Origin of the sequence: Psychrobacillus sp. AK 1817 (assembly GCF_008807035.1) — a bacterium.
In the GTDB taxonomy this organism is placed as follows: domain Bacteria; phylum Bacillota; class Bacilli; order Bacillales_A; family Planococcaceae; genus Psychrobacillus; species Psychrobacillus faecigallinarum.
On record NZ_CP031739.1, the window covers coordinates 2,733,789 to 2,752,495 of the forward strand.

An 18,707-nucleotide genomic window follows, 5' to 3' on the forward strand; every position below is an offset into this window, starting at 1 on the left:
AACGAAAAACATCTAAGGGCGGAGGACAAGATTTAGCCCTTTTGACTTTTATAAAAAAATTAGAATAGCCAGTAGTCTTTCCAAAAAAAAACATTTGGATTGACTACTGGCTATTTTTTATGCCCAATGACTATATTCAAGGAGGTGATACCGAAAAGGGCTTTGCAATTAACTAATAAATTGACCAATTCACTAACATACGACTTAAAGAGCAACTGGACATTGATAGTCCTATATTTTTTCAGCTTTTAAGTCAGACATTATGAATAATAATTGACTACATATAAGTGGGGGAAGAACAAGTTGGATGTTTTTGGATATATAAGGGTTAGTACAAAAACTCAAATGGATGGGTATGGGTTAAAAACGCAGGAATCAGCAATTATAGACTTTTGCCAAAAGAATGGATACGACCTAATTGAAGTATTTCGAGATGAGGGAATCTCTGGAACGATTGCAAACAGAGACGGATTAAATGATTTAATTAGTTCTTTTGGTGAAGTAAAGAAAGTTGTAGTATTAAACACCTCCCGACTTTGGAGAAGTGATACAGTCAAAGTTTTAGTTCACAGAGAATTTCAGAAGCATTCGGCTGACGTTATCAGCATTGAACAGCCTAATTACAGCGGAATTTACACGAAAAATCCAAATGACTTTTTGGTTAATGGGATGATGGAATTGCTCGACCAATATGAGAGAATGAGTATCGCTATGAAGCTCAACAAAGGCCGTAGAACAAAAATTAAAATGGGCGATAAAGCATGTGGGAATGCTCCTCTTGGCTATAAGTGGAATGATAAAGCAAAGATTATTGTTGATGAAGAAACAGCGGCCATTATCGAATTGATTTTCAAAAAGTATTTGGAGTTACGCAGTCTTGGGAAACTTAAAAAGTATTTAGACAACTCTGGGGTAAGAAGCAGTAGGGGGAACAGATTTAGCAAACAGGCCTTGGTTGGGATACTAAAGAATGATTTTTATAAAGGTGTTTTAAGACACAGTGATTTGATTATCGAGGGGAATCATAAACCGTTGATAAATAAGGTCGTATTTGGGAAAGTACAAGCTCTAATTAATAGAAACAGAAAAGCTGGTGTAAGAAATGAGAAGTGAGTGGAACGAGGAAAAATTACAAAGGTATTTAAAGGAAGGTAGAGGACAGGGAGAATTTGAATCCTATAAAGGATTTATTCGAGTGCAGGACTTCGGCTCGGTTGGCAGAAGCAGTCGTTTAAGAACTTGGCGATGTAATCGGATTGTCCACCTACTGTCGGATATAGAAACACGATTCTTCTACCTAACTGAGTTTGACGATTCAATTTTACAAGTGAAAGAGCATGTGCCTTTATACGATTTTGAAGAAGTAGTTGGGGAGCAAGAAGATATAGATATAAGGAAATTTAAGGATAAACAATCGGGATTTCCCTACATTTTAACCACGACCTTTCTAATTACAGTTAGGGGAAATGACGGAAATACCTATGATGTTGCAAGGAGTGTTAAAGCAAGTCATGAATTGGAAAGAAAGGCAGTGATTGAACGCTTCGAGTTAATAAGACGTTATTTTTGGAAAAAAGGTATTGATTGGGCGTTATTAACCCAAAAGGAGCTTCCAATAGTTAAGGCGAAAAACATCGAGTGGATACATCCAGCGAGGTTTTTAGAGGAAACAACGGATTTTACTAAAGGTGATATTTCGTATATTTCAGGAATTCTTTTGGAATCACTCTATAAAAATAAAAGACCAGTTCGGGAGATAACAAGTTCAGTTGATTCTCAACTAAATCTTGAAGCTGGTTCAGGGTTGTTGCTATTTAAACATTTATTAACAACAAAACAGATAAAAATAGATATGAATAAGAAGATTGAATTAAACCAATCGGCAGAAGTTTTAGAGATTGTTCCGCAAGAAAGGCAGGGTGAAATAAAAATTGCTATTGACCGTTAATACGTTAATCGGTTATACGGGAGATTCGTTAAAGGATACCGTTGAAAGAATATTGTGGATTAGCAGTGATTATACAGTTGCAGTTTTGATTGATATTTATGCTAACAAGAGCACTCCAATATATAAAAATGTAGAAGACATTGTTAATGATATTGAGATTAAAGGTGCAACCGTTATTAAAGATGACCCTTTCCAAATTTTTAGAAATGATAATGAGATTAGTGAAAAAGAGAAGGAGATTCGGAATAAAGCATGGGAGATAATAAAAGCCATTGCGGAGAAAGAAAATGAACCAGAAGTTTTTAATGCAAAGAAACGTGCAGAACTTGTTAAAAAGGCAAGTGGAAAATTTGGAGTAAGTAATAAAACAGTCTACAAGTATTTAAGGCGATATTGGCAAAGGGGAAAACACATGAATGCCCTTTTGCCAGATTACAAGAATATAGGGAGGTCTCAGGAAAAACAAGCAACAGGTAAAAAAAGGGGGAGACCAAAAAAATATAAGGATATTGTGGGTGAAGGTGTAAATGTCAATGAAGAAACGAAACGGATATTTAGGATAGCACTTAATAAATTTTACTATACAAAGTCTGGTAACTCCTTAAACACTGCATACCAGTTAATGAGGAAGGAATTTTATGCAGATGGTTACAGGATAGATGGAGGGATTAGGAAGCCAATATTAAAACCATCCAGTGCAGTTCCAACCTTTGGACAGTTTAAATACTTCTTTTATAAGGAGCGAAACTTGAAGAAGGAAATATACTCAAGGCAGGGGTCGAAAGAGTATTTGCAAAATCATAGAGCATTATTGGGTAACTCTACAGTAGAGGCTTATGGACCAGGTTATTACGAAATTGATGCCACCATTGCTGATGTTTACTTAGTCTCCAGATATAACAGAAATTGGATAATCGGAAGGCCCGTCATCTACCTCTGTGTGGACAAGTTTTCCATGATGATTACAGGACTATATGTGGGCTTAGAAGGACCTTCTTGGAATGGGGCTATGAGTGCTCTTGCTAATTCGGCAAGTAATAAAGTGGATTTTTGCAAAGAGTACGATATTGAGATTATAGAGGAGCAATGGCCATCCCGCCATCTTTGCGATACTTTGATAGCTGACCGAGAGTTGCAGGGTAAGATGGTTGAGACACTTGTTAGTTCCTTACATGTTAAAGTACAGAACACAAGTCCCTATAGAGCCGATATGAAACCTTTTGTAGAAAGAAAATTTCAAATTATTAATGAGAAATCCGTACAACCATTTTTACCTGGAACTGTGAAAACTGATTTCCGTAAGAGAGGAAGCCGAGATTATCGTCTTGATAGCGTTCTCGATTTGTTCCAATTTACCCAAGTTATGATTTATTCGATTCTCGAATATAACCAAAGTTGGCTTTCCAACTACAATCGTGAGGAAATGATGATAGCAGACGATATAGAGCCGATTCCAATAAAGTTGTGGAACTGGGGAATAAAAAATAGAGCTGGTTTGTTACGCTCCGTTTCAGAAGATATTGTGAAATTGAATTTAATGCCAACTGCAAATGCTTATATAACTGGAAAAGGAATTAAATTCAAAGGATTATTTTATACTTCTTCAAATCTTATTAGAGAAGGTAGTTTTGAACGTGCTCGTATAACTGGTAGTGGAGAGAAGATTCAGATATCCTACGAGCCACGAAATTTAAACTACATATATATAAAGAAGGAAAACGGAAAAGATTTCGAGAAATGCCATATCCTTGACTATCAAGAAGCTCATAAAAACAAGAGCCTGGAAGAGATTGAATACTTACAGGAGTATGAAAAGTTGCTGAAGAAGCAAAAAGAGGATGAACAGTTACAGTCAAAAATTGATTTGATTTCCGAAATAGAGAATATAGTTCAAGAGGCAGAGAAGATGACAAAAGAACAGCAGGATGGAACAGAAAGCAAGACTCAGAAACTAAAGGGAATCCGCAAAAATAGACAAATAGAAAAAATGATTAATAGAGAAAATGAGGCATTCGAGCTGGATAAGAAAGTAACAAGTGAAAAGGGGCAAGTTGTTTCCTTTAATAGAATGATTAATCAAGATTCTGAACAGGAGCAAGAAGAGTTAGAAGATGAAATAGCCCTATTAAGAAAGAAACAGAAGGAGAGAGCGTATGGAAAAACAGAATAAAGTAATGATTCTTAATGGTTCAGAGGCTGTAATGGCAGAGTATAGAGAGCAAGAAGTTATGGAGTATCAAAATAATCCGTTTATTGAGGCTCTTCCTCCTATTCTTACTAAAGAGGAAGCAATTGATAAATTAGCTTATTATCCACCTTTTGATGAAAATGAACGAAATCTGGATAGTAATATAAGAGTCCATCTCGTTCAGCGTTTGTTTCAATACTACCAGCCGATTTTTCAATCTCTTGATTTGGAATCGAGAGTCTCCAGAATGATTCGTATGGGGTATGTTCATAGAAATCCTATTAAACCAGAATTCGCTCAAGGATTGCATGAAAACTACAAGTCGATTCTAAACGCAAACATAGATATGTACAATAGCAATTTCAAAAGCACGTCATCTGCAATGACGATTTTGGGTCCATCTGGTATTGGGAAGAGTAAAATGATTAATATGATACTCTCAACTTTGCCACAACTTATTGTTCATTCACGCTTTAAGGATAATGATTTTAATATGTATCAGTTGGTCTGGCTTAAATTAGATTGCTCGTTTGACGGAAATATAAAGGGTATTTGCATTGACGCATTTAGAAGTTTGGATAGTTTGCTGGGTACATCCTATTATAAGCGATTTGGTTCAGCGAGAATGCCGATTGCCTCTATGCAACCTGCCTTATCCCAAATGCTAAAGGTTCATGGTGTTGGACTACTGGTAATAGACGAGGTACAGTCGTTGAGTGTAGCCAAATCTGGTGGAGCTGAAAGAATGATGAACTTCTTCCATTACCTATCTAATATGGGGACTCCCATTCTTCTGATAGGAACACCAAAGGCACTGCCTTATTTAAGAGGCGACTTCCGTCAAGCACGAAGAGGCAGTAGTCAGGGGGATATGATAATGGAGCGGATGAAGAAGGATTCAAATTGGGATTTAATTCTTGAAGGAATGTGGGATTATCAGTGGGTGAGAAAACCCACTCCACTTACTCAGGAGATAAAAGATATTATGTTCGATGAATCGGGGGCAATAACAGATATTGCTATTAAACTTTTTATGATGTCCCAGGTGAAAGCCATTTCCAGTGGCAAAGAGGAAATAACTCCTTCATTAATTAGGAAGGTAGCAAGAGAGAATTTACAACTAATCCAACCAATGATTAACGCTTTAAGAAGTGGAGATATTAAAGCCATTTCAAGATATGAAGACATCACCCCAATTGATATAGAGGGTTTTATAAACAAAGAATTTGCTACTACCTCAATGAACCATAAAATAAAAGAGCTTCAAAAAGCGAAGAAAAAGCAGGAGAAGGATTGGAAGACGAACGTGAAGGAACAAGCTATTTTAAAGCTGATTGAACTGGATGTTGAGCCAAGTAGGGCGAAAAAATGTGTTGATTTAGTAATTGAACAGCAAGGAGAAGACTTAGATGTAAGGGGAATTGTAAAAGAGGCGTTTAAGCTGTCTATTAGTATAGAAGAAAATAGTCCTCAACCCACTAAGAAACTAAAGAAAATGGAGTTGCAAAACAAACAAGATTTAAGATTGATTGTTTCAGAAGGAAAAGAAAATGGTCTATCCGCCCATGAAGCTCTTAACGAAAAGGGAATCATTAAATCCGTAGAAAATGATTTCTTTAATGTGGTGTAAGCATTATGATTTCCTTTTTCCCAACAACGTATCCGAATGAATTGCTATACAGTACGTTAGCAAGATTCCATGTAAGAAGCGGTAATATCAGCCCAAAAGCAACCGTTGAAGAATTATTTGGTTTTCGTTCTGTCACTGCTGTTGTGGATTTACCATCCAACATAGATAGCTTGATAAGCAATTTGCCGATTGGAAGTAATTATACTGCGGAAAGGTTGATAATGGAGAACACGTTATATCCGTTTTATAGTGCCTTTCTTCCTCCAGAACGTGCAAAAACAATCTTACAATCTATGAAAGGAAACAGCGGTGGAAGCATCCATAATCGAATAGGAGTTATGGCAAGTACGATTGTAGAAAATAAATTTATCCGTTTTTGTAAGGATTGTGCATTGGAATCGCTAAAAACATATGGCGAGATATATTGGAAACGAAGCGACCAAGTTCCTTGTGTTATCATTTGTTCCAAGCATAAGACATTGCTTTATAACAGCAAAGTTTTTGTGCATCCCTATAATAAACATGAATTTATTCCAGCAACTACAGATAATTGCATTTTTAATGAGGAACATATAATTTCTCCGAATATAGAAACGGTTATAGGAAGTAAATTTATCTCCAAATATATTCAGGTTGTGGATAATGTGGATAAGCTATTAAACAATCGTTATCCCAATAAACCACCTGAATGGTTTTTCTCTCAATACATAGAGAGGTTAAAGTTGATGGGATTAGCAAATACGAATGGAAGTGTAAGACAAAAGGAACTTAGACAGCAGTTTATTGAGTTTTATGGAGAATCACTTTTGAAAATAGTGCAATCCACTATTAATGATAGTGACAGTTCTTGGCTTAGTATGATGGTTAGAAAGTCACGTAAAACGGTTCATCCAATTCGACATCTACTGTTGGTTCAATTTTTAGGAATTACTTTGGAAGAGTTATGGAATGAGGAAACAGATTATCAGCCATTTGGTGAAAGTCCTTTTCTATGTTTGAATGCTGGAGCAGACCACTATTTACAGCCAGTAATAACTGAAGTGTCTATACGGTATGACAGCAAAATTAAACGGCCAGTTGGGACATTTATCTGTTCTTGTGGGTTTGTTTACGCACGAAAGGGGCCTGATAGCAGTGAAGATGATAGGTACAAGGTTGGAAGAATAAAAGAGTTTGGAGAAGTATGGGAATCAAAGCTAAAAGAACTTTTTCAAATGAATTTAAGTATGAGAGAAATCGCAAGAAGATTAAAGGTAGATGTAAATACGGTAAAGAAATATGGTCAGAATTTAGGAGAAACCGAAGCGGAACTCGGTTATAAAAGAAAAGACAATCTTATTAACAAGGATAGTTTTCGTAATGAATGGCTGGATTTGCAGAAGCGATATCCCGAAAAGAGTAAAACGGAACTGCGGAAGGTTAATAGTGGTCTTTATACTTGGCTATATCGCAATGATAGGGAGTGGTTAAATTCAAACTCTCCAAAAAAGAAGCAAATTACTATGGTAAATAATCGGGTGGATTGGGATAAAAGAGATGTGGAAACTCTTGAGTCCGTAAAGGAAATTGTAGAAGAAATACTTAATTCCCCTAATAAGCCTGAAAGAGTAACGATAAGTAGAGTTGGGAAGAAAGTAGGCAAATTATCCTTGCTGGAAAAGCATCTATTCAAGTTGCCTCAAACCAATGAATACTTGCTACAACATATTGAATCGGTAAGAGATTTTCAAATTCGCAGAATCAAATGGGCGATTAAAGAATGCCAACGAGAAGGATATGATGTGCAATGGTGGAGAGTAGCGAGGGTAGCTGGTATTCGGGGTGAATGGATAGAGGAATTAGAAGTGGAGTTTGAAAGGATAAGTAGCATTATTTCATAAGATTAGTTTAGCAAGGTTTGGCTTGATATTGGGAAGAGCTGTAGGTATCATAAATTTATAGAAAATAATAATTATTTGAAATGAGGAAACAAAATGGCGACTTTTTATATTAATCGCAAAAGTCCATATTGCATAAATTAACGCTCAGTCATAGGACTGGGCGTTTTTAATTGTGTTTGTTTCCAAACTGTATCGAAAGGAGGAGAGAGAATGTTGTTGGAAAAGTTGAAAGGGTCTTTACAAAATCTTTCTATTGAATTAATTGGAGACGCACTTACTATTGCTGTTTCTTTAGTCATTGGCTACTATGTGAAAGTTTTCTTTCTTATGTAGTTAGCTTTATTAAAGACTGTAATCAAAAGGAGATGACTAATTTGTGAATGAAATGAGTTTCGTGGATGTTATAAACAGGTCAGATTACAACTTAAAGAACGATGATGAATAGGAACAAGGAGGATATAAGAATGAATAAGGGATTTAAGCAGGAAAAGGAAATTGATATTACCGAATTGATGGAGGTGTTATCATTTAATGCTGAATTAGAATTGGATAATGATATTCGAGAATGGTTACAGACACCGCCTGTTAAATTGCAGAATTATGGATATGAGGTGGAAAGGGAAGAGGAGTATTTTGCAACACTAAACGAGATTTCAGAATATCTATTGGAGAGATGATGAAATAAGAATCGTAAATAAAGGAGGGAAGTCTTAATGGAACAAGATTGGAAGGAAAAGTTTAGAGCAGAACTTCTGGAGGATATGAAAAAGGAAGCAAGGCAAGAGATAGCGGAAGAAATGGCAAGAATTTATCTGGAGACCACTGATTATGATGATGAACCAATATCTGAAAGGTTTGGAGTGCCTATTTACAAAATAGAGCAATTTAGAGAAGACCATTAAAAGTGGCAGTTCGCAAAACAATTAGAGATAACAGAAGAACCAGCTTTTCTTGAGGACAATGTGATTTCATTGTGCTTACCAAAAGACATGTTTCTAAAGAAGGGAAAACTGGATGGGGCTGAAAATATGCTTTTGCTCGGTTTACATGCCACAGGATTAAAGCGATTTTTAGAACTCATCTCCGATGATACAAGGAAGACATTGCGAAAGATGCTAACTGAACAAGATTTAGACGTTAAAGAGGAGGGGGAAGAGTGAATTACTATCAAATGTTAGAGAATTTGCATGTTGTTTCTAATAATAAAGATAGAGATGATGAGAACTTCTGGTCACAAGAGGTATATAGCCAATCTGATTTTTCCAGTGCGTGTTTAGATGCCCATCTACTGGTAAGGAAAAATATTTGTAAACAAGTTGAGTGGGGAAAAGAACAAAATGAAGAATGAGCAAGAAATACCAAAAGAATATTGTCCGTATTGTGGCAAGAATTTGATAAGAATTCTTTCGGAACAAGAGCAAAAGAAATACAAACTTCGATACGTAAGTGAGAAAATTGGCGTTTCCAATTGGGATTCTATCTTTGCATGGAAATGTCCTTATTGTACTAAAACCTGGAGGAGGTAGTTATGACCTTATGTTAATCCCAAAGATAGAAGCTCAGCTTATTAATTATAAGATTTACGAAGAATATACTCCTGCATTAAACAAGTTAGAATTCTTTCAAGGAGTTTTCCTCCCTTTTAACAATGAAAGACAAAAAATGTTGATGTTGTGCTTATTCAATATGGGCATCAGAGAATTTATCAGTATTCTTCCACAGGAATCAAAAGAAGAATTATTGTGTTTGCTTCAACAAGATTTGAAAGAATGATTTAATTTACACAACTTTCCTGCATTTACTTTCTGTTTGTTTAGAGTTTTGGTAAAATATGATAGCGGAGCTTTGGGTTTTCGTGCATCGAAAGGACATTTTTATGAGAACGAGCACCCTTTTTGCTTTACGAAACAACCACCTTTTTTGCGGAGCTTAAAGGTGGTTGTTTTCATTACTGTGTGTATTAATGCAGGAAGTAAAAAATTCCCTTTTTGACATAAAAATAGGGAGGAGTATTTATTTTACCAAATTGAGTAAAGTTGCTAAGGTAACTCTTTTCTTCGATAGTCTTAATTGAAATATGTAAGGAGTACGGTAAATGTCATTGACGAGATTACTAAACCATAATAAGCAGATAAAAGAACTTTTCAAGTCAATTCCAAATATGAAACAGTTTTTTCAGACACTTAATGAAGGTCCTGCCTTTCCTGTGAAAGCACCAATTATTGTGAAATCAGATGGTAGAGCAAACCCCATTGTAGGACACGCATATGATTATTGGTTAAGAGCGTTTATACAACGAATAAATAACCGCTTACAAGAAAATGATAGTTTAGTTGCTTATCAGGGTCTATCCTTGCTTTTTACAGAGAAAAAATTTTTCGATAAAGATGCTTACAAATATCACCTTCCATTCATAAAAGAAGAAGAAAAAGAGTTCGGTAATTATTATTATGAGACCTATTTGAAAATGAAAGAAGAGAATAAAACATCTGATGAATGGTTTGAAGCAGTCCTTGATTACATACATGAAAAATACACAGATGAAATCCTTGAAAATATGGAGCTAAAGTTTTTTGGGGACTTTACAATAACTACCCATTATTCTGAAGGGGAAATTATTTATGTTAATATTATTGAAAGAAGAAATTCTTACATTTTAGGGGAATCAGTTGATGATACTCAACTGATGGAAGATTGTATGATTCTGGGGAATTTGGATGCTTTCTATCGTTCTAATTATATACATGAACAAGGTGTTTTTTATGTGTCAGAAAAGGATATCACAGACTTGTTAAATTTAACAAGAGAGACTCAAAAGTTTTCTTCTCTTTTCATAATGAACCATACTCTTATATGTAATCCTTCATTTGAAAAAGCATCTATTTTAGTAGGAGGAGCAGATGCTGATATTTTAATAGATAGCACGTTGATTGAGATAAAAACTGAGTCCCAGTTTGGATATAAAGCAGACCATATGAGTCAACTTATCGGATATTATATTTTATCTCTCTTTACACCTTCCTTTCCTAAAATAGATAAGTTGGCTATTTATAATTCAAGATTTTGTCGATATGTTTACATAAATATTGATGATATATTTGATTACTTTGATTTGATTGGTTTTGCTAAAGAATTTATTGAGATTCTCCTTGAAAGAAATTCGCTGTTAAACAAAGATAAAGACGTAATTCAGCAGTCTTTTGTAACCAAAACGAAAGATTTCCAGAAGTGAAAATAATATTATTTCATTTAAATATTTTTCAACAGGGATTTCAAAACTTCCTTAAAATAGGAAGTTTCTATAAATATTCAAGTAACTGGGAATGTTAAAAGGTTATTATTCATTAAATTGTTCAAGGGAGTGTTTATATTTGTTTTATACAATCGCATTATTTCTGTTTGCAGGAATTGCTGAGATTGGAGGAGGTTATCTTATTTGGCTGTGGCTAAGGGAAGGTAAGCCGTTTTATTGGGGTATATTTGGAGGTGTTGCATTAGCTTTATACGGTGTTATTGCTACATTTCAAACCTTTCCATCGTTTGGAAGAGTCTATGCGGCCTATGGAGGAGTATTTATAATACTTTCCGTATTATGGGGATGGGGTATTGATAAAAAGACACCAGATTTATATGACTGGGTGGGTGCAGGTATATGTTTAGTTGGTGTTTCAGTGATGTTGTTTGCACCACGCCAATAACAATTCCTTTAATAGAAGGGTATTGCTTTTTTAGTCTTAAGAAAAATGTATAACACTATCCTTGACCGTGTACTATAGTACACGGTTTATACTTTTATATGGGGTGAATAATTTGAGTTATCGTATTAGTGAATTTGCGGATAAGTGTAGGGTTAATAAAGAAACCATTAGATACTACGAACGCCAGAATTTATTACAAGAACCTTCTCGAACAAATTCAGGTTATCGGATATATTCAGAGGATGATGTTAAGCGTGTAGGGTTTATTAAACGAATGCAAGAGCTGGGTTTTTCTTTGAATGAAATTTATAAATTACTTGGGGTTGTTGATAAAGATGAAATTCGATGCCAAGACATGTTTGAATTTGTATCAAAAAAAGAAGAAGAAGTAAAAAAACAAATAGAAGATTTAAAGCGGATTGAACGTATGTTGAAAGATTTAAAGAAAAGATGTCCAGATGAAAAGGAATTACATGAATGTCCTATTATTGAAGCGTTGATTGAGGACTAATAAGAAGGAGATTTTTATGAAACATAAAAAGAGCTTTATTACAGGAATGGTAGGTATATTTGTTGTTCTACTATGTTGTGCTACACCGATATTAGTTATTTTATTAAGTGCTATTGGATTAGGGGCGATAACTGGCTATTTAGATTACATTCTAATTCCAGTTTTAGCAATTTTTCTTGCCTTAACATTCTACTCTTATGACAAGTTAAATAAATCCAGCTCTAAGAATGATTCTTGTTGCTCTTAATATATAGGTGGTGATAGTGCTGAAAGAGAAAGTTTCACAAGTAGCAACGTTATTCTCTGGATTTGTGATGGCAGGTTGTTGTTTAGGACCCTTCATTTTGATTCCTTTTGGTTTAACAGGCTTTGCTGGAGGATTGGCTATTTATGCAACGAAATATCAAACGATGTTAATAACAGTTACATTGGTTTTATTGGCATACTCATTTTATTTGATTTATGGGCGAAAGTGTAAAAAGAGAAGCTCTATTATTGGATTATGGATTACAACGGTTTTGGTTTTAGGGATGCTTGTTTATACGCTAATGGCTGAAGGATACCTATAAGAACTGGGTATTTGGTTATACGTTAAAATAGCAACAGCAAGATTTTATATCGTTTCTGCTTGTTTTTGTGTAGAAATGAGAAAGATGTAAAAACTGTTAGTGATATTTTTAGTTCATTTATGGTAACAGCTTTTGTAGGGTTTCGAGGCTGAGATTAAAAAAGAGTAGATGGTTAAAAGGCTATTAAAAAATTAAAATAAAAGGATTAAGGAGGATAAAACACATGAAAAAATATCGGATACAAATTGAGGGAATGACTTGTACAGGATGTGAGGAGCATGTGGCTGTTGCACTTGAAAATATAGGAGCTAAAAACATTAAAGCTAATTTTAGTCGTGGTGAAGCTCTATTTGAATTACCTGATGATAAAGAGGTTGAAATTGCCAAAAGAGCTATCAATGAAGCAAAATATCAACCTGGTGAAATAGAAGATGTGTTATCAAAGGAAGATGTGGATTTAGGTAATGAAGGTGATTATGACCTGCTTATTATCGGTTCTGGTGGAGCGGCCTTTTCGGCCGCCATTAAAGCAATAGAATATGGGGCAAAAGTTGGGATGATTGAGCGTGGAACGGTTGGGGGAACATGCGTAAATATTGGTTGTGTTCCTTCAAAAACCCTTTTACGAGCTGGGGAAATCAATCATTTAGCAAAATCAAATCCATTTATTGGGTTACAAACATCTGCTGGAGAAGTAGAATTAGCACCGTTAGTAAAGCAAAAGAATGAATTGGTTAGTGAACTCCGCAATCAAAAATATGTTAATTTAATTGATAAATATGGATTTGATTTAATTGAGGGTGAAGCTAAATTTGTTGATGAAAGTATAGTTGAGGTAAATGGAAGAAAACTTTCAGCAAAACGCTTTTTAATCGCAACAGGTGCTTCTCCATCTTTACCACCGATTGCAGGACTTGAAGAAGTAGATTATTTAACAAGTACAACGCTACTTGAATTAAAAAAAGTTCCAAAACGCTTAACGGTAATTGGTTCAGGGTATATTGGAATGGAACTTGGGCAACTTTTTCATCATTTAGGTTCGGAAGTTACACTTATGCAAAGAAGTGGGCGTCTATTAAAAGAATATGACCCTGAGATTTCTGAAGCAGTGGAAAGAGCTTTAACAGAACAGGGTATAAACCTAATAAAAGGGGCAACTTTTGAGCGTGTGGAACAAGAAGGAGAAATAAAAAAGGTTTATGTAACGGTTGAAGGAAAACGAAAAATAATTGAATCAGAGCAACTCCTTGTTGCAACAGGTAGAAAACCAAATACAGATTCTCTAAATTTAAGTGTAGCAGGTGTTGAAGTGGGAAACCGCAAAGAAATAAAAATAAATGAATATGCTCAAACAAGTAATGAAAAGATTTATTCTGCTGGGGATGTAACACATGGACCACAATTTGTGTATGTAGCGGCCTATGAAGGTGGAATTGTCGCTGATAATGCAATTGGTGGGTTAAATAAAAAATTAGATTTATCGGTTGTACCAGGTGTTACATTTACAAATCCTTCGATTGCAACCGTTGGTTTAACAGAAGAACAAGCAAAAGAAAAAGGATATGATGTCAAAACATCTGTATTACCTTTAGAAGCTGTTCCAAGAGCAATTGTGAATCGTGAAACCACAGGTGTATTCAAAATAGTGGCAGATGCGAAAACATTAAAGATATTAGGAGTCCATGTTGTATCTGAAAATGCTGGTGATGTAATTTATGCAGGAACATTAGCTGTGAAATTTGGTCTAACTGTTGAAGACTTAAAGGAAAGCCTTGCACCATACTTAACAATGGCAGAAGGGTTAAAGTTGGCTTCTCTTATGTTTGATAAAGACGTTTCAAAATTATCTTGTTGTGCAGGATAGAAGGTCTGTACATGTTCTTCTTAAACAAATGGTGCTTTACTTCAATAAGGAGTAAAGCATTTTTTATTCAATTAACCTTGAGTATTTAATTCCTTACTTTTTTATCATTTTGGATTTTAATTCCAATAATTTTTCTGTACATACCATTTAGCATAATTGGTGAATCCATTTGTATGGATAATTGCTTAGAAAATGGATTAGCCACTTGTTCAAATCTCAATCCAATATCTGTACCCAACAAGGAGATAAGCGGTCTTATTCCCCTTTTGAAAAGGGATAGTTCTTGGTTCTCAGGAACGAATTTATCAAATATCAATATTCTCCCTTTAGGTTTCGTTACTCTAATCATCTCTTCCATACACTTATGAGGATTTGGGACAACAGAAAGAAGTAAACTTGCTATTACAATGTCAAAAGATTCATCAGGAAATGTTAAATCCTGTGCATCCATTTGCAGGAATGTAATATCTGTATGATGAAACTTTTCTCTTGCTTTATCCAGCATGTCACTGGAAAAATCAATGGCTGTTATGTCGATATCATTATGAGGGACATACTCTAAATCTGCACCTGTACCACAACCTACGAAGAGTACCCTTTCCTCCTGAATCCATTCTATATCCTTAAATACCTCTCTTCTTGCTTTTAAAAAAATTCCTTTATTGAAAAATTGGTCATAAAATGGCGACCATACTTTATAGATAATTTGATTCCATGTGCTATTCATTTTAGAACTCCTCGTTTAAAAACTTTATTGTGTATCTGTATTCTTTGGAATATTAATAAAATCCTTTAATTTGTGGGATTTTCATAAAGATAAGAATAATTTTTCGTTTCATTCAAATATATATTTGAATAACAAAGGGGTTAGAGTTATAATATATTCAAATAAACATTTGAATGAGAAAGGAGAAGTGAATTTGAGTAAAAAAGATACATGTGAAATTTATTGTTACGATGAAGAGAAAGTAAATCGAGTTCAAGAGGAAATCGAGAAGGCAGATATCAGTAATATTTCCAAAGTATTTAAAGTAATAGGTGATGAAAATCGTACTAAGATTGCGTATGCTCTTTGTCAAGAAGATGAACTATGTGTTTGTGATGTAGCCAATATCTTAGGTACATCTGTAGCGACAGCCTCCCATCATCTTCGTACTCTTCATAAACTTTCTATATTAAGGCATCGAAAAGAAGGAAAATTGGCTTTTTATTCATTAGACGATGACCATATTAAACAGTTAATCCTTATTGCATTGGAACATAATCAGGAGGTGAAAGCACATGTCTGAACAACAACAAACGAAAACTTATAGAGTACAAGGTTTTACTTGTGCAAATTGTGCATCAATATTTGAAAACAACGTCAAAGCACTTGAAGGAGTTCAAGATGCGAAAGTAAATTTTGGTGCATCGAAAGTTGATGTTATTGGAAATACAACTATTGAAGAGTTAGAAAAAGCAGGGGCATTTGAAAATTTAAAGATAAGAAACGAAAGAGAGCAAGTTGTTAAGCAAGAATCTTTTTGGAAACAAAAAGAAAATATAAAAGTATATATATCAGCAGTCTTACTATTGATAAGTTGGATGATGACCAAACAATATGGTGAGGAAAGTCTAATTCCGACTATAGGCTATGCACTTTCTATTTTGATTGGTGGCTATTCCCTATTTATCAAAGGACTTAAAAATTTAGTTCATTTAAAGTTTGATATGAATACCTTGATGACGGTAGCCATATTAGGAGCATCTGCTATTGGAGAATGGGGCGAAGGAGCAACTGTTGTTATCCTGTTTGCAGTTAGCGAAGCATTAGAAAGATACTCAATGGATAAAGCTCGTAATTCTATCCAATCCCTAATGGATATAGCACCAAAAGAAGCTCTTATTCGTAGAGGAAATAAAGAGTTTACGGTTCAAGTTGATGACATTCAAATAGACGACATTATGATAGTAAAACCAGGTCAGAAACTTGCAATGGATGGGATTGTTGTAAAAGGAACATCTACTATCAATCAAGCGGCCATTACGGGTGAATCTGTACCAGTAGTAAAAAAAGTCAATGAAGAGGTATATGCTGGTACGTTGAATGAAGAAGGATTATTAGAGGTAAAAGTTACGAAACGTGTTGAGGATACCACTCTTTCCAAAATCATTCATATGGTGGAGGAAGCACAAGCGGAAAAAGCACCATCCCAGGCGTTTGTAGACAAATTTGCAAAGTATTATACACCAGGAATTATTATTATTGCCCTATTACTGGCAGTAGTTCCTCCCCTATTCTTAAACGGAGATTGGCAGGAGTGGATTTATAGAGGTTTGGCAGTTCTTGTTGTAGGTTGTCCTTGTGCGTTGGTCATTTCAACACCAGTATCCATTGTAACTGCCATAGGAAATGGAGCGAAAAATGGTGTTTTGATAAAAGGTGGAATTCACTTAGAAGAAACAGGGGCATTAAAAGTTATTGCATTTGATAAAACTGGAACACTTACAAAAGGTCTTCCTTCTGTTACAGATATTGTCGCTTTTAATGAAGAAGAACAAAAAATAATGACGATTACATCTGCAATTGAAAAGGGGTCACAGCATCCGTTAGCTTCAGCCATTATAAGAAAAGCTGAAGCCGATAATTTACCTTATAAAGATGTGAATATAGAGAACTTCCAGTCGATTACAGGAAAAGGTGTAAAAGCAGATATCGATGGAACGACTTATTATGTAGGTAGTCCAAATTTATTCGAGGAATTATATAGCATAGAAAAGAATATTAAACAACAGATAACTAATATGCAAGAGCAAGGAAAAACAGTGATGGTCTTAGGAACTTCTAAAGAGATTATGTCTCTTATTGCAGTGACAGATGAAGTAAGGGAGAGTTCTAAAGAGGCAATTCGTAAACTTCATCAAATTGGCATTGAAAAGACGGTCATGCTTACAGGAGATAATGAAGGAACAGCTAAAGCAATCGGTAAAGAAGTTGGTGTCATGGAGATACAAGCTGAACTTTTACCAGAAGATAAGTTAGTCTATATTAAACAGCTTCGTAGTAAATATGATAAAGTAGCAATGGTCGGAGACGGAGTAAACGATGCACCTGCCCTTGCATCTGCAACAGTGGGTATAGCAATGGGCGGAGCTGGAACGGACACAGCATTAGAGACTGCGGATATTGCTTTGATGTCTGATGATTTAAGTAAACTTCCATATACAATCAAACTAAGTCGAAAAGCGTTGGCAATCATTAAGCAAAATATTACTTTTTCATTAGGCATTAAGTTACTTGCCTTGGTACTTATTGTTCCAGGCTGGTTGACATTGTGGTTAGCCATCTTTGCAGATATGGGAGCAACATTGATTGTTACCCTAAACAGTTTAAGATTATTGAAAGTAAAGGAATAATGGAAAAATGTTAGCACTCAATCCCTAATCCCTTTTTTCCTATCACCTGCTTCTATGTTATAGCAAAATCGAGTTTTTCCCAAGTCAAATTAATTGTTCCCTTGGTCAAATAAGTTGTTCCCTAAAACGAGAGAAAATCGGAGGATTCCCTCCAGTTTTCCTCGTTTTTTTGTGTCCAAAGGCAGAGGGAAAGCCAGAAAAAAGCATGAGAAAGGCAAGAACAAGAGCAAGAGGGAAAGCACGACAATGCCCGATAAATCAACTTTCACGAAAGAAAGCCAGAGAAAAAGAAAGAAAAAAGGCAGGAGAAAAAGCAGGAGAAATCCTTATCCCTGACCCATTCTTATCCCTGTTCCTACGGAACAACTTATTTTCCTAAAAAATCAGGATTCTGACAAAAAATAGGAGAAAAAAGGAGCGAACGGGGGAACAACTCATTTGCCTACAGAAAATGGGAAAATCGGAGAAAGGCAGGAATGACAAGGGTTTGAGAGAAGGGGGGAGAATACACTTCTTTTTTGCAACTACAACTAATATTTATAAAAGAACGTCAAAATCACCTCTCTAGTTTAACTGAGAGGTGATTTTTTGTTGGGTACCTATGTTAAAATAGCTATAAATTGTGAAGGGTTTCACTTAAACTAACGCAGCAGTTAAGTTCAATAAGGAATGGTAAATCTGAAGTGATTAAAATGTTTAAGGGAATAAGAAAATTTGTGCTAAAATAGATAATATAAGAGGACGTATTATTCAATAAATGGAGCCATTGTAGCTTTGTAAAAAAGATTGATCATTTATAACAAAGTTTAATTATTTATAATAAAGATTGATCGTTTGTAACAAAGTTTGATAAAAATTAACTTCTTCGGGTACTATATCCCAAAGAGTGTCCATCAATATTAATGTTAGTAACTTTACATTAATTGTTGGTAACTACATTAATTTAAAGTATAAAGAATTGTTTTGATGGAAAATAATTAAATGAATGTGATTTTACTTTTCCGGGTAAAACAACATTGTTAG

General features: G+C 34.9%; 20 protein-coding genes. 19 read left to right on the top strand and 1 reads right to left on the bottom strand.

Features of this window, described 5'->3' with window-relative positions; all coding sequences use genetic code 11:
• The first annotated feature begins 303 nt into the window (after nt 1-303).
• From D0S48_RS13685 to merA, 17 genes are all read left to right on the top strand, one after another.
• On the top strand, nt 304-1,113 hold the full coding sequence (locus D0S48_RS13685; protein ID WP_052126233.1) for a recombinase family protein: 810 nt from the start codon (nt 304-306) through the stop codon (nt 1,111-1,113).
• Nucleotides 1,103-1,948 (top strand): TnsA endonuclease C-terminal domain-containing protein, encoded by an 846-nt coding sequence (locus D0S48_RS13690; RefSeq protein ID WP_151112147.1) that lies wholly within the window; start codon nt 1,103-1,105, stop codon nt 1,946-1,948. Before D0S48_RS13685 ends, D0S48_RS13690 begins: the two co-directional genes overlap by 11 nt.
• Nucleotides 1,932-4,118 carry a Mu transposase C-terminal domain-containing protein gene (locus D0S48_RS13695; protein WP_151112149.1) on the top strand — a complete coding sequence of 729 codons (2,187 nt, stop codon included), beginning with the start codon at nt 1,932-1,934 and terminating at the stop codon, nt 4,116-4,118. The genes D0S48_RS13690 and D0S48_RS13695 overlap by 17 nt, the downstream gene beginning before the upstream one ends.
• Nucleotides 4,102-5,766 (top strand): ATP-binding protein, encoded by a 1,665-nt coding sequence (locus D0S48_RS13700; RefSeq protein ID WP_151112151.1) that lies wholly within the window; start codon nt 4,102-4,104, stop codon nt 5,764-5,766. Before D0S48_RS13695 ends, D0S48_RS13700 begins: the two co-directional genes overlap by 17 nt.
• Before the next feature lie 5 nt (nt 5,767-5,771).
• Entirely contained in the window at nt 5,772-7,646 is a 1,875-nt protein-coding gene (locus D0S48_RS13705) for a TnsD family Tn7-like transposition protein (protein WP_151112153.1), read from the top strand.
• 210 nt (nt 7,647-7,856) lie between these two features.
• Complete coding sequence (locus D0S48_RS21125) at nt 7,857-7,979, top strand: hypothetical protein (protein WP_255475359.1); 123 nt, start codon at nt 7,857-7,859, stop codon at nt 7,977-7,979.
• 131 nt (nt 7,980-8,110) lie between these two features.
• Nucleotides 8,111-8,323 (top strand): hypothetical protein, encoded by a 213-nt coding sequence (locus tag D0S48_RS13710; RefSeq protein ID WP_036178223.1) that lies wholly within the window; start codon nt 8,111-8,113, stop codon nt 8,321-8,323.
• A 36-nt stretch (nt 8,324-8,359) separates the two neighbouring features.
• Nucleotides 8,360-8,548, top strand: coding sequence for a hypothetical protein (locus D0S48_RS13715; protein WP_151112154.1), 189 nt, complete (start codon nt 8,360-8,362; stop codon nt 8,546-8,548).
• A 126-nt stretch (nt 8,549-8,674) separates the two neighbouring features.
• Nucleotides 8,675-8,806, top strand: a complete 132-nt coding sequence (locus tag D0S48_RS21130; protein WP_255475360.1) for a hypothetical protein — start codon at nt 8,675-8,677, stop codon at nt 8,804-8,806.
• The gene (locus tag D0S48_RS13720; RefSeq protein WP_036178230.1) at nt 8,803-8,994 is read left to right on the top strand and encodes a hypothetical protein; all 192 of its coding nucleotides are present in this window, start codon (nt 8,803-8,805) and stop codon (nt 8,992-8,994) included. The genes D0S48_RS21130 and D0S48_RS13720 overlap by 4 nt, the downstream gene beginning before the upstream one ends.
• Nucleotides 8,995-9,182: 188 nt before the next feature.
• Entirely contained in the window at nt 9,183-9,419 is a 237-nt protein-coding gene (locus tag D0S48_RS13725) for a hypothetical protein (RefSeq protein ID WP_044394562.1), read from the top strand.
• A 322-nt stretch (nt 9,420-9,741) separates the two neighbouring features.
• A complete protein-coding gene (locus tag D0S48_RS13730) occupies nt 9,742-10,878 on the top strand; it encodes a hypothetical protein (RefSeq protein ID WP_191963804.1) in 1,137 nt (378 codons plus the stop codon).
• A gap of 139 nt (nt 10,879-11,017) precedes the next feature.
• Nucleotides 11,018-11,344 carry a YnfA family protein gene (locus D0S48_RS13735; RefSeq protein ID WP_062686379.1) on the top strand — a complete coding sequence of 109 codons (327 nt, stop codon included), beginning with the start codon at nt 11,018-11,020 and terminating at the stop codon, nt 11,342-11,344.
• A gap of 112 nt (nt 11,345-11,456) precedes the next feature.
• Nucleotides 11,457-11,855: a mercury resistance transcriptional regulator MerR gene (gene merR / locus D0S48_RS13740; RefSeq protein ID WP_044394564.1), complete on the top strand. Its 399-nt coding sequence runs from the start codon at nt 11,457-11,459 to the stop codon at nt 11,853-11,855.
• A 16-nt stretch (nt 11,856-11,871) separates the two neighbouring features.
• Nucleotides 11,872-12,102, top strand: a complete 231-nt coding sequence (gene merF / locus D0S48_RS13745) for a mercury resistance system transport protein MerF (protein WP_151112158.1) — start codon at nt 11,872-11,874, stop codon at nt 12,100-12,102.
• A 16-nt stretch (nt 12,103-12,118) separates the two neighbouring features.
• The gene (gene merT, locus D0S48_RS13750) at nt 12,119-12,424 is read left to right on the top strand and encodes a mercuric transport protein MerT (protein WP_151112160.1); all 306 of its coding nucleotides are present in this window, start codon (nt 12,119-12,121) and stop codon (nt 12,422-12,424) included.
• A gap of 223 nt (nt 12,425-12,647) precedes the next feature.
• On the top strand, nt 12,648-14,288 hold the full coding sequence (gene merA, locus D0S48_RS13755; protein ID WP_151112162.1) for a mercury(II) reductase: 1,641 nt from the start codon (nt 12,648-12,650) through the stop codon (nt 14,286-14,288).
• A gap of 85 nt (nt 14,289-14,373) precedes the next feature.
• Here merA and D0S48_RS13760 read toward each other — a convergent pair whose 3' ends face one another.
• Entirely contained in the window at nt 14,374-15,015 is a 642-nt protein-coding gene (locus D0S48_RS13760) for a class I SAM-dependent methyltransferase (protein WP_151112164.1), read from the bottom strand.
• A 193-nt stretch (nt 15,016-15,208) separates the two neighbouring features.
• On the opposite strand from D0S48_RS13760, the gene D0S48_RS13765 reads away from it, so the two are divergent.
• Both D0S48_RS13765 and D0S48_RS13770 read left to right on the top strand, forming a co-directional pair.
• A complete protein-coding gene (locus tag D0S48_RS13765; protein ID WP_044394569.1) occupies nt 15,209-15,577 on the top strand; it encodes an ArsR/SmtB family transcription factor in 369 nt (122 codons plus the stop codon).
• Nucleotides 15,570-17,684, top strand: a complete 2,115-nt coding sequence (locus D0S48_RS13770; protein WP_151112166.1) for a heavy metal translocating P-type ATPase — start codon at nt 15,570-15,572, stop codon at nt 17,682-17,684. Before D0S48_RS13765 ends, D0S48_RS13770 begins: the two co-directional genes overlap by 8 nt.
• Nucleotides 17,685-18,707: the final 1,023 nt, after the last annotated feature.